The organism is Streptomyces phyllanthi, from assembly GCF_009377205.1.
GTDB classification, from domain to species: Bacteria; Actinomycetota; Actinomycetes; order Streptomycetales; family Streptomycetaceae; genus Streptomyces; species Streptomyces phyllanthi.
The window spans coordinates 1-11250 of record NZ_VJZE01000307.1 but is presented as its reverse complement, the minus strand read 5'-3'; the positions used below and the strand labels follow the sequence as shown (position 1 = coordinate 11250).

The 11250-nt window shown below is 72.9% G+C and carries 12 protein-coding genes and 1 pseudogene; 5 read left to right on the top strand and 8 right to left on the bottom strand.

The window, feature by feature from the left end:
* The 5 genes from FNH04_RS31595 to FNH04_RS31575 all read right to left on the bottom strand — a co-directional run.
* The coding region (locus tag FNH04_RS31595) for a D-glycero-alpha-D-manno-heptose-1,7-bisphosphate 7-phosphatase (RefSeq protein WP_152789201.1) at positions 1 to 461 on the bottom strand (461 nt) is incomplete at its 3' end.
* Positions 458 to 1564, bottom strand: a complete 1107-nt coding sequence (locus FNH04_RS31590) for a glycosyltransferase family 2 protein (RefSeq protein ID WP_152789199.1) — start codon at positions 1562 to 1564, stop codon at positions 458 to 460. The genes FNH04_RS31590 and FNH04_RS31595, both read right to left, overlap by 4 nt.
* Entirely contained in the window at positions 1561 to 3225 is a 1665-nt protein-coding gene (locus FNH04_RS31585; protein WP_152789198.1) for a carbamoyltransferase family protein, read from the bottom strand. Before FNH04_RS31585 ends, FNH04_RS31590 begins: the two co-directional genes overlap by 4 nt.
* Positions 3226 to 3355: 130 nt before the next feature.
* Positions 3356 to 4318, bottom strand: a complete 963-nt coding sequence (locus tag FNH04_RS31580) for an NAD-dependent epimerase/dehydratase family protein (protein ID WP_152789196.1) — start codon at positions 4316 to 4318, stop codon at positions 3356 to 3358.
* A gap of 240 nt (positions 4319 to 4558) precedes the next feature.
* Positions 4559 to 5086: a hypothetical protein gene (locus FNH04_RS31575; RefSeq protein ID WP_322724387.1), complete on the bottom strand. Its 528-nt coding sequence runs from the start codon at positions 5084 to 5086 to the stop codon at positions 4559 to 4561.
* Between the two features lie 496 nt (positions 5087 to 5582).
* Between FNH04_RS31575 and FNH04_RS49135 the strand changes: the two genes are divergently transcribed.
* The 4 genes and pseudogenes from FNH04_RS49135 to FNH04_RS31555 all read left to right on the top strand — a co-directional run bounded on the left by FNH04_RS49135 (position 5583) and on the right by FNH04_RS31555 (position 8870).
* A complete protein-coding gene (locus FNH04_RS49135; RefSeq protein ID WP_152789194.1) occupies positions 5583 to 5837 on the top strand; it encodes a hypothetical protein in 255 nt (84 codons plus the stop codon).
* 324 nt (positions 5838 to 6161) lie between these two features.
* On the top strand, positions 6162 to 6833 hold the full coding sequence (locus FNH04_RS31565) for a cinnamyl alcohol dehydrogenase (RefSeq protein ID WP_152789192.1): 672 nt from the start codon (positions 6162 to 6164) through the stop codon (positions 6831 to 6833).
* Positions 6834 to 6870: 37 nt separating this feature from the next.
* Positions 6871 to 7535 (top strand): annotated as a pseudogene (locus FNH04_RS31560) (glycosyl hydrolase family 95 catalytic domain-containing protein); the annotation flags it as partial.
* A 123-nt stretch (positions 7536 to 7658) separates the two neighbouring features.
* Positions 7659 to 8870: an MFS transporter gene (locus FNH04_RS31555; RefSeq protein ID WP_322724384.1), complete on the top strand. Its 1212-nt coding sequence runs from the start codon at positions 7659 to 7661 to the stop codon at positions 8868 to 8870.
* Positions 8871 to 8895: 25 nt separating this feature from the next.
* On the opposite strand, the gene FNH04_RS31550 is transcribed toward FNH04_RS31555, so the two are convergent.
* A complete protein-coding gene (locus FNH04_RS31550; protein WP_152789190.1) occupies positions 8896 to 9234 on the bottom strand; it encodes a hypothetical protein in 339 nt (112 codons plus the stop codon).
* Between the two features lie 288 nt (positions 9235 to 9522).
* On the opposite strand from FNH04_RS31550, the gene FNH04_RS31545 reads away from it, so the two are divergent.
* Positions 9523 to 9849: a DUF6332 family protein gene (locus FNH04_RS31545; RefSeq protein ID WP_152789188.1), complete on the top strand. Its 327-nt coding sequence runs from the start codon at positions 9523 to 9525 to the stop codon at positions 9847 to 9849.
* Here FNH04_RS31545 and FNH04_RS31540 read toward each other — a convergent pair.
* Together FNH04_RS31540 and FNH04_RS31535 are read right to left on the bottom strand one after the other, a co-directional pair.
* Positions 9810 to 10475 (bottom strand): response regulator transcription factor, encoded by a 666-nt coding sequence (locus tag FNH04_RS31540; protein WP_322724383.1) that lies wholly within the window; start codon positions 10473 to 10475, stop codon positions 9810 to 9812. The genes FNH04_RS31545 and FNH04_RS31540 overlap by 40 nt on opposite strands.
* A partial coding sequence (locus FNH04_RS31535) for a sensor histidine kinase (RefSeq protein ID WP_194236876.1) occupies positions 10472 to 11250 on the bottom strand: 779 nt, incomplete at its 5' end. The genes FNH04_RS31540 and FNH04_RS31535, both read right to left, overlap by 4 nt.

The following is an 11250-nucleotide window of genomic DNA, read 5'->3' as shown; positions in this document are numbered from 1 at the left end:
GCGCGGGCGGCCTCCATGTCGGCTCCTATGTCGCCGATGAGGGCGGTGCGTCCGGCCGGCACGCCGAGTCGCCGGCAGGCGGCCAGCACCAGACCGGGGGCGGGTTTGCGGCAGCCGCAGCCGTCCCCGGGCCCGTGCGGGCACACCGCCCACACGGCGAACGGCCCGAGCAGCTCCTCCACCCGTCGCCGTACGGCTTCGACCTGAGGCCGGGTCAGCAGCCCGCGGGCCACGCCCGACTGGTTGCTCACGACCCCGGCGGGGATCCCCGCGGTCCGTACGGCGTCGACGGCCTCCCGCGCCGACGGCATGAGCGCGACCCGTTCCGGGTCCCCGTTGTAGGGCACGTCGGTCACGAGCGTGCCGTCGCGGTCGAAGAGGACGGCCGCCGGGAGGGAGTCGTCCGCGTCGTACCGGGGCGGCGGGGGCACGGGTCCGTCGAACAGCCAGGGGCCGGTCATGACGGCATCCGTTCGCGGGCGGGCGGCCGTACGGCGTGCGGTGGCCCACCGGGGCCGTACGGCCGCAGCGGAGGCGTGGCTCGGTGGACGACCTGTCCGCGCAGCCAGTGCCAGGTGGCGGCGGGCGGGATGAGGACGCTGGTCAGCGTCATGGTGAGGATCTCGTCCCGGGTACGCGGACCCGGCAGGATCCGGGCCAGGGCGAACTCGGCGGTACCGGCCAGCCAGGCGCTGGCGCAGGCCGCGGCGGCGCGGCCCCTGCCGAGCAGGGCGCAGGCCAGGGCCGCCGCCCCCGCTCCCGTGACCGCCAGATGGGCCGGCAGGCGCCCCCGTGGCGCGTCCGCGCGGCGCCACCAGTCGCGGCCGTGCAGCCGGGTCATCAGGACGTCGTCGGCGTTGCCCGCCTGGAGGCGGACGGAGGTCCAGCGTCCGGCCGGCCGTACGGGGTGGAGGGTGGTGCGGCCGCCCTCGGTGAGGGTCCAGCCGGCGTCGAGCACGCGCAGCGCCAGGTCCGCGTCCTCCCGGAAGGCGCGCCGGAACCGTTCGTCGAAGCCGCCGACGGCCTCCAGCGCCTCCCTCCGGTACACCATGTCGGCGGTGATCCAGCGTGCGGTGGCGAGTTGGGCGGTGCCCCGTTCCCAGTCCGTCGGGCGGCGGTGCGCCGGGAGGGGCACCTCGATCCTGGCGGTGATCCCGGCGGTCCGGCCGGTCACCTCCGCGAGGTCGAGGGCGAGGTCGTCGCACCAGGTGGGGCCGGGCATCACGTCGTCGTCGAGGAAGGCGATCCAGGGCACGCGTCCGGCCGCCCGCCAGCCCGTGTTGCGGGCGGCGGCGGGCCCGCGCGCGCCACCGGGCACGACGGTGGTGCGGGACCGCAGGGACGGCGGGAGGTCGAGCGTGACGGGCGGGCCTTCGGTGTCCGCGCGGTCGTCGACGAGGACGACCCGTGCCGGCTTCGGCCCGCTCGCCTCGGCCAGGGCACGCAGGCACACGCCCAGACCGGGACGTCCGAGCGTCGGTATCACCACGGCGTACGTGGCGTCCCCGGCGTCCTCCCCGTGCCCCGTCGCCGTCACGTCTGCGTGGTCTCCGTGGTCCGTCATCGCATGCCCCTCGCGTCGTCGGAGCGGAAGAGGTCCCCGCGCCGGACCGCGTACGGGCCGATGGCCAGCAGGTCGACGGGTGAGGAGCCGAAGCACTCGAGCGCGTCGCGCGGGTCGTCCACCATGGGCCGGCCCGCGGTGTTGAGGCTGGTGTTGACGACCACGGGCAACCCGGTGAGCTGCTCGAACTCACCGAGCATCCGGGCCACCAGCGGCTCCCGCGCCGGATCCACGGTCTGGACGCGGGCGGTCCCGTCGACGTGGACCACGGCCGGGATCCGCTCGCGCCAGGCGGGCGCCACGTCGTGCACGAACAGCATGTACGGGCTGGGCAGCGGGCCGTGGAAGATCTCGGCGGCGCGGTCGGCGAGGACCATCGGGGCGACGGGCCGGAACTGCTCGCGGCCCTTGACGTCGTTGAGCCGTTCCAGATTGCCGGCGTGCCCGGGGTGGGCCAGCAGCGAGCGGTGGCCGAGCGCCCGGGGGCCGTATTCGGAGCGGCCCTGGAACCAGGCGACGATCTGGTTGTCCGCCAGTGCGCGGGCCACGGTGGCGGCGATGTCCGGCGGCCGGTCCAGCGGTACGGCCGCCGTCTTCAGCCAGGCTCCGAGCTCCGCGTCCGACCAGTCCCGGCCCAGATCGGCGCCGGTCATGGGCTCCGGCTCGTCCCCCGCGCCGGCGGCCAGCAGCAGGGCGCCGCCCAGGGCCGTACCGGCGTCACCGGCGGCGGGCTGCACCCACACCCGGGAGAAGGGGCCCTCGCGGGCGATACGGGAGTTGGCGACGCAGTTGAGGGCGACTCCTCCGGCGAGGGTGAGCACGCTGTCGTGGGTCCGGCCGTGCAGCCAGCGCACGAGGTCGAGCAGGGTCTCCTCCAGGACGGCCTGGGCGCCGGCGGCGGCGTCCGCGTGCTCCTGGGTCCACGGCTCGTCCGGGGCGCGGGGCGCGCACAGTTCGCGCCAGGGCACGCCGGTGGCGTGGAAGCCGCCCTCGCCGGTGGGGTACACGTGGCGGCGCAGTTCGGACAGCATGCGCGGGGTGCCGTGGGAGGCGAGGGCCATCACCTTGAACTCGTCGGAGGAGCGCAGGAATCCGAGGTGCGCGGTGAGTTCCTCGTAGACGAGTCCCAGCGAATGCGGCAGTTCCTGCGCGTACAGCGGCTCCAGCCGGTCCCGTACCCGGCGCGCGGCCAGGTGGGAGGCGCGTTCCCCGCGGCCGTCGAGGACCAGGACGGAGGACGGCTCCGCGCCGGGCGCGGCGTACGCGCTCGACGCGGCGTGGGCCATGTGGTGCGGTACGAAGCGGACGATGCCCGGGTCCAGTCCGGGCAGCGCGGCCTTGAGGAAGCCGGGTGCCTCGCGCGCGTAGGTGAGGCGGAGATGGTCCCAGGGGTCGTCCAGGCCCATGTCCTCGGCGGGGCGGGCGAGCGCCGGGTCGAAGGAGTAGGTGACGGCGTCCAGGTCCCGCGGGCGCAGACCGGCCCGCTTCAGGCACCAGGCGGCGGCCTTCTCGGGCAGTTCCCAGGCGGAGAACGGCACCGGCCTCTTCCCGTGCTTGCGCCGGGAGAACCGCTCCTCCTCCGCGGCGGCGACGGTCCGCCCGTCGATCACCAGGGCGGCAGCGGGGTCGTGGAAGAGGGCGTTGATTCCGAGGATGCGCATGAGCGGTGCCAGGCCTTTCGACGAATCGGGGCAGAGCGGACGCCGTGCACAGGAGGTGGGCCGAGAGGGTGCCGCCAGAAGGTCGGCGGGCCGGACGATCAGGGGCCGGTCCGGTCACAGGCCCAGACGGTCAGTGACCGGCTTCGGCGCGGAACCAGTCGATCGTGCGGCGCAGGCCTTCCTCCGCGCTCACCCGGGGTTCCCAGCCGAGCTTGTCGCGGGCCAGCGTGATGTCCGGGCAGCGCACCGCCGGGTCGTCCACGGGCCGCTCGATGAAGCGGATCTCCGAGGACGCCCCGGTGAGGCCGATGACGAGCCGCGCCAGGTCGAGCATGGTGATCTCCACGGGATTGCCGATGTTGACCGGGCCCCGCATGCCGTGGGCGGCCGCCGCGAGGATGCCGCGCACGGTGTCGTCCACGTAGCACAGCGACCGGGTCTGGTATCCGTCGCCGGTGACCGTGAGGGGTTCGCCGGCCAGCGCCTGCCGGACGAAGGTCGGTACGGCACGGCCGTCGTGGCCGCGCATCCGGGGACCGTAGGTGTTGAACAGCCGCACGATGCACGCGTCGGTGCCGTTGCTCTCGGTATGGGCGGTGGTCAGCGCCTCGCCGAAGCGTTTGGCCTCGTCGTACACGCTGCGCGGGCCGACCGGGTTGACGTTGCCCCAGTAGCGCTCGTCCTGCGGATGGCGCTGCGGGTCCCCGTAGACCTCGGACGTCGAGGCCAGCACGAAGCGGGCGGCGACGCCGTGGGCGAGCTGCAGGGCGTTGCGGGTGCCGAGACTGCCGGTGTCCATCGTGTGCAGGGGCAGCCGCAGATAGTCCGCGGGGGATGCCGGGGACGCGAGGTGCAGGACGAGATCGGGCGGCCGTACGACAGGGATGCCCTCCGCCACGTCGGCCTGGACGAGCGTGAAGCCGGGACGGTCGGCCAGCGCCGATATGTTCTCGGCCCGACCGGTGCTGAAGTCGTCCACGCAGGTGACGGCCGCGCCCGAGTCCAGCAGCGCGGCACACAGGTGGGAGCCGACGAATCCCGCCCCGCCGGTGACGACGGCGTGTTCCCAGCTCCGTGAGATGGCGTCGGTCATGCGGTGTCTCCTCCGTCAGCGGCGTGCGGGCAGCCGGCACGGGTCTCGTACCTGCGCTCCCGGGGAGGGCGGCCGAAGACCGTGCATCCCTTGACGAGCGTCCGCCGCCCGGGCGCCGGGGGCACGGTCGCGTACGGCATCCGGGTGACTCACGGAGAGTGACCGCCCGCGTGCGGTGCCCGGACGGGCGGGCACCGGGCTTCCCACGGCACAAGAACCGTGATCAGGCGATGGGCGCGGTCAGGCGATAAGCGCCTCTCCCGGCTTCAGACGGTCGAGGAGCTGGGCGTGGTGCAGTTCGGCCACGGGAGCGAGGAGATCGGGGTGGCGCAGCAGTGCCGCCGCCCGCCGGTCGCGTTCGTCGGGGGCGACCAGGCGCCGGAACTCGACCGGCGTCCCCGCCGCGTGGCCGCCCTGGGTGACCTCGGCCACCGCCAGTTCGGCCAGTTCCGGATCGGTGAGCAGGCAGGCCGCCCAGCTCGCCACGATCTCGTCCACCCAGGTGCGCCAGGCGTACCCGTCCGGGTCGTCGGACCCCGCCCCGTCCGCGCCCGTGATCCAGTCGAGCCGGCCGGAGCCTCCGGGGCCCGCCATCCCGACCAGCGCGGCGTCCATCGCCGTCGGATAGCGCAGCCATGCCGCGACCGTCACTGCCTGCCGCGCCTGCACCTCGCACAGGGCGACGTCCAGCGCACCGCCTCCCGACGGATAGGCGCAGGTCAGCCACTGGGTGGTCGCCGCGATGAGAGGAGAGAGGTCTGCGAGCACAGCCGGGCCGTCCGAGGTACTGACTGGAGAACAGGGAAACCGCACCGAACGGTAGCCCGCGGCACCTACGGGACGACATGGCAGGGATCTCGCCGGGGACGTGGCTTCGGCCACACTTCACAGCTCTTGACGCACGACTCATGTGACTTCCTGAAGTCCCACCGAGCGAGTAGCCGCATTCGACTTCCGGAAGTCCATGGGATTCCCCACTCGAATCACTCGCAATATGACGCCCTCACGCAGGGCGAGAAGCCGGACATGCACGGAACTCCGCACCGGAGAATTTGCATCGAGGAGTTCACGCCATGGATTGCGCTCGTGCACCTCGTACGCCCCATGCTGCGGTGGCTGTTCGCCCCGGAGCGATGGTGGAGCGGCAGCCGTACGGCCCTCCACGCCACGCTGCTCACCGGGGGCAAGTTCGGGGGAGCCGTCGGCGCGGCCCGGCTGACCGGGTCCGGGTGGCGGGAGGCCGTGGTCATCGGCACTCCGTCTGATGAACACCCGTGGCCTCACCGAACTGATCATCCTCAACGTCGGCCTGAGCATGGGTGTCCTGGACGACAGGTTGTACGCGGCGATGGTCGTCATGGCCTTGGTGACGACGTTCCTGGCCGGGCCCCTGCTGCAGCGACTCTGTCCGCCGGCCGCCGCGCCCGCTGCCGTACCGCACCCCGCAGTGAAGGTGAAACAGCAGAGCCGTCGGGCGTCCTCGCCCGCGAACGGCCCCGCACGCCCGGTCCCCCGGTGAGGCCGCACCTGGCTGGTGGATCCCCTCGACGGCGGCGACAACGCGGCGATCGGGACGCCCGGCCACGTGGCGGGGCTCCACCACCTGCCGCGACCGAAGGGCTGCCGGGCCGACCGGCTGGCGGGCCCCATGGGCCGACAGGCTGACTGACGGGCCATCAGTTCCCAGCACCGGACCTGCTCACATCCGATCTATCTTCGGCCGGTTGCGCTCGTTGACGCGCCATGCGGCCAGTTCTACGCTGCGCCAGACGATAGATCCGATGATTCGTTCCTGTTGTTCCGCCCGCCCCATCCAGCGCGACGTCCACCAGGAAGGATTGGCATGAACCCCTCAAGGCGCACCGTTCTCGCCGCCGGCGGCCTGCTCGCCGGCGGAGCCGTCTGGGCCATGACCCCGTCGACGTCCTCCGCCGCGATCGCGTCCCCCACGGACGGCTGGAGAAGGACCACGTTCACCTACAGCATGCAGAAACCGTGGAACCTCGATCTGAGCGACCGTTACAGCAACAGCGGCGGTGTCCACCGCATGTGGGTGTACAGCACGGACGAGCCCATGTCCGAGGGCAGTTCCACCGACCCGCGCACCGAGATGCGCTGGAAGCAGGAGTACACGTCCGGACAGCACATGTGGGACGCCGACGTGTACCTCCCGTCCGGCACGAACGGCGCGACCTTCGCGCAGATCCTCCGTGTGATCCACCCCGAGGGCACCCCCGCCACGGACTTCATGCTCAACGCCTACAGCGCCGACGGCGGCACGGTGAGGGCGTACGACCGTACGGTCCTGAAGACGAACGCGTACGACACGTGGTTCAACGTCAAGCTCGAACACAACGCGTCGAGCGGCACCGTCAAGGTCTACTTCGACGACCGGTTGGTCCTGACGACGGCGGACCGGGGACCGGCCACCCGCCACTTCAAGAACGGCGTGTACCACCACGGCAGCGGCCGGGCCGAGGCCCGCTTCCGCAACATCACGTACTGGACGCGTTGAGCCGTCGAGCGACGCATCGAGCCTTGGAGGTACCCCCATGACCTCTCGACGAGCAGTACTCGGAACCGCCTTGGGCGGTACGGCACTTGCCACCCTGCCAGGGACCGGAGCCGCGCAGGCCGACCCCGCCCACGACGCCGCCGGTGGCGTGGCCTCCGGCGGCAGCGGCCCCTGGCGGCTCCGTAACCGTATGGCCTCCGACACCGCGTGGTCCGCGTTCCTCCGCGGCCAGGACCTGCTGTGGCGCCGCATGCCCACGCTGTGGCACGAGGGGCCGTTCCTCGGGGACGGCCGCCTCGGCAACATGGTGTACCAGGAGCCGGGGAAGAACAGCGTCCGCTTCACCGCCAGCACGGCGAAGTCCAGTACCACCCGCCCCAGTTCGGCAGCGGCTGGGGCACCTGCCGGCTGCCCGTGGGACATCTGACCCTCGACCCGGTCGGCACGATCACCGGGGTCGACTGGCGACTGAGCCTGTGGAACGCCGAGTTGACCGGCACGATCACCACGAACAAGGGCACCCTGGCCTTCTCCGCCCTCATCCACGACGGGATCTTCGCCGCGCGTGTGAAGCCCGAGGGCGAGGAGGAGGTCCGCTGGACGTTCCACCCCGAGGAGGCCGTCAGCCCCCGGAAGATCAGCGAGGCACCACCCTCCGGGTACGTCGCCACCCCGCCCTGGACCACGCGGACCACCGGCGATGAGGAGCCCGGAGACGCGGGCTTCGCCCCCGCCCGCTCGCGTGCGTGCAGGTGCCCGCTCGCACACGAGCACGCACACGCGTGCCCCCTTGCTCACATCTGAGCGCACACCTACCCTCACTTTGTGCCGCTAATAAACAAAACCCGTTCGGGCAGCGCCGCACCGGGCGACGACCTCACCCGCCTCCGTATCGTCCTCACCGCCTTCTTCGCCCTCGACGGCTTCGTCTTCGCCGGGTGGGTCGTGCGCATCCCCGCCATCAAGGAACAGACCGGCGCCTCCTCCAGCGCCCTCGGCCTCGCCCTGCTCTGTGTCTCCGCCGGAGCGGTCGTCACCATGCCGCTGACCGGGCACCTCTGCCGCCGCCACGGCAGCCACCCGCTCACCGTCATCTGGGCCGTCCTGCTCTCTCTGAGCGTCGCCCTGCCCCCGCTCACCCACTCGGCAGCAGCACTCGGCGCCGTGCTGTTCGTGTTCGGCTGCGCCTACGGCGGGCTCAACGTGGCCTTCAACAGCGCCGCCGTCGACCTGGTCACCGCCCTGCGGCGGCCCGTCATGCCGAGCTTCCACGCCGCCTTCAGCCTGGGCGGCATGATCGGCGCGGGGCTCGGCGGCCTGGTCGCGGGCTCCCTGTCCCCCGCACGCCATCTGTTCGGCCTGACCCTGATCGGCCTGCTGGTGACCGCTGTCGCGGGGCGTACGCTGCTGCGCCACGCACCCCCGGTGCCACCGCGTCAGGCGCGCCCCGGGGAAGGCTCCGGGAAAAGCGCCCCACGCCGGCTGGACGCCCGTACCCGCGGCCTCGTCGTCATCTTCGGCGTGATCGCCCTGTGCACGGCGTACGGCGAGGGCGCCCTGGCCGACTGGGGCGCCCTGCACCTGGAGGAGGACCTGGGCTCCTCGCCGGGTCTCGCCGCGGCCGGCTACGCGTGCTTCGCCCTGGCCATGACGATCGGCCGGCTGAGCGGAACCGCGCTGCTCGAACGCCTGGGCAGGACCCGCACCGTCGTGGCCGGTGGCACGACCGCCGCGGCCGGCATGCTGCTCGGCTCCCTCGCGCCCTCCGTGGGGGCGGCGCTGCTCGGCTTCGCCGTCACCGGGCTCGGTCTGGCCAACATCTTCCCGATCGCCGTGGAACGCGCCGGAGCCCTGGCCGGCCCCGGCGGCGTCGCGACCGCGTCCACGCTCGGCTACGGCGGCATGCTTCTCGGGCCGCCCGCGATCGGGTTCATGGCGGACTGGTTCTCCCTGCCCACCGCTCTCACCAGCGTCGCGGCCCTTGCTGCCGTGGCCGCCGCCGTCGGATCCGCGGTACGGCGCGGGACCTCGGGCTGACGGTCCCGACCTCGTCCCGCGCGCGTCAGCTCCACGCGCGCCAGGCGGACTCCAGGTCGGGGTGCAGGGTGACCCGGGCCTGACCGGTGACGCGGTCGTGGACCGCAGTCGGGGCTCCTATGAGATGCAACCGCACGGCCGGACCGAGGGCGAAGACACTCCGTACGTCCTCCGCCGCGACACCCTCGGCGCAGCGCAGCTCCCGCAGGTCGAGGAAGAGTTCCCGGTTCCCCTGCCCCGTGCCGGCGCGCAGTACCTGGTGGAGGCGGTGCCGGGTGGTGGCGGAGAGCGTTCCGCTGACGGCGATCCACACCCGCGACGGGGCCACGGCCAGCACCCGCATCCGTATGACCTCGATCCCCAACGGCGCCCCCACTCACCGTGTCACCAGCACCGCACCACGCGTCATGCTGCAAACGGTCACGGAGTGTACTCAGCGGTGAGCTGTGCAGCGGAGGGGCTCGGACAGGCCGCCCCAGAACCCTCACAGCGCACTCGGAATGGGCTCAGCCCATACAGCGGACACACAAAGGGCGCTGACGGGGACACACTCCACGACGTGCGCCCGGCGAGCGACGGCGGGCTGCCTTGCCGTGCCGGGCGCACGCCTGTTTCATTCGGCATGAGGACACGGAACGGGGGACGAGACCATATGACGTACACGGGTCGAGGGCGACGCACTCAGGCCGAGCGGGACGCGATCACCATAGAGATCGGATACGCGCTGTTCAGCGCGGCGTTCGCGGCGGCCGTGGTGTTCGGGGCGGTGGCGGGTCCGGCGCTGCTCCTCACGCTGCCGGCCATCGTGGAACGCGTGCTCGTGCTCCTCGGCTCGGCGTTGGCCACAGCCCTCTTCTTCGTACGAGTGGCGAGCGTGCTGCTGCGTTTCAGGCACGCCGGCGGTCCGGTACCCCGCCCCGGGAGCCGTACGGCCGGACCTCAGCCCAGCCAGCCGGGCCGTACCAATCCCGACTCGTAGGCCAGCACGACCAGTTGGGCCCGGTCGCGCGCGCCGAGCTTCACCATCGTGCGGCTCACATGCGTCTTGGCGGTCAGCGGGCTGACGACCAGGCGGCGGGCGATCTCCTCGTTGGACAGTCCGATGCCCACGAGGGCCATCACCTCCCGTTCCCGCTCGGTGAGTCCGGCGAGCGAGGCCACGGCCGCGGGCTCCTTTGAGCGGGCCGCGAACTCGGAGATCAGCCGACGGGTCACCCCCGGCGAGAGCAGCGCGTCCCCCTCGACCACGGCTCGCACCGCGCGCACCAGCTCCTCCGGCTCCGTGTCCTTGACCAGGAAGCCCGACGCCCCGGAGCGGATGGCCTCGAAGACGTACTCGTCGAGTTCGAAGGTGGTCAGCATGACGATCTTGACGTCCTTCAGGTCCTTGTCGTCATGGATGCGGCGGGTCGCCGCGAGCCCGTCCAGACGCGGCATCCGGATGTCCATCAGGACCACGTCGGGCCGCAGTTGGCGCACCTGGCGCAGTGCCTCCTCGCCGTCGGCGGCCTCCCCGGCCACCTCGATGTCCGGCTGCGCGTCGAGCAGCGCCCTGAAGCCCGCGCGGACCAGTGACTGGTCGTCGGCGAGCAGTACGCGGATCACCGGTCCTCCTCGGCCTCGTGGGACTTCGCGGGCGGCGCCCCCAGCGGCAGGACGGCGAGCACCCGGAATCCGCCGTCCGGGCGCGGTCCCGCCTCGATCCTGCCACCCAGGGCGGCGGCCCGCTCCCGCATTCCGGCGAGCCCGTTGCCGCTGCCGCCCGCGTCCGCGCCGGTCGCGGGCCCGTCGTCGTCGATCCGCAACCGCAGCGCCCTCGCCTCCCGCTCCAGGCGCACGCGCGCCTGCCGCGACCCCGAGTGCCGTACGACGTTGGTGAGGGCCTCCTGCACGATGCGGAACGCGGCGAGGTCGGCGCCCGGTGGCAGCGGGGGCGCCTTCCCCTCGACCTCGACCGTGAGGCCCGCGCCGGCCGCCTGCTCGACGAGCTCGGGCAGCCGGTCGAGCCCGGGTGCGGGGGCACGCGGGGCGTCCCCCGGAGCGCGCAGCGTGTCGAGCACCTGGCGGACCTCGCCCAGGGCCTCCTTGCTGGCCGCCTTGATGGTGGTGAGCGCGGTTCGGGCCTGCTCGGGGTGGGAGTCGAGAAGCGCGAGACCGACACCCGCCTGCACGTTGATCACCGAGATGCTGTGCGCGAGGACGTCGTGCAGCTCCCGGGCGATCCGCAGTCGCTCCTCGTCGGCGCGCCGCCGGGCCGCTCGCGCGCGTTCGGCACGTTCACGGGCCCACTGCTCGCGGCGGACCCGGGCCAGCTCGGACACCGCGACGATCGCCACGGCCCATGCGGCGACGGGCACCTCCTGCCCCCACCCGTCGGCCC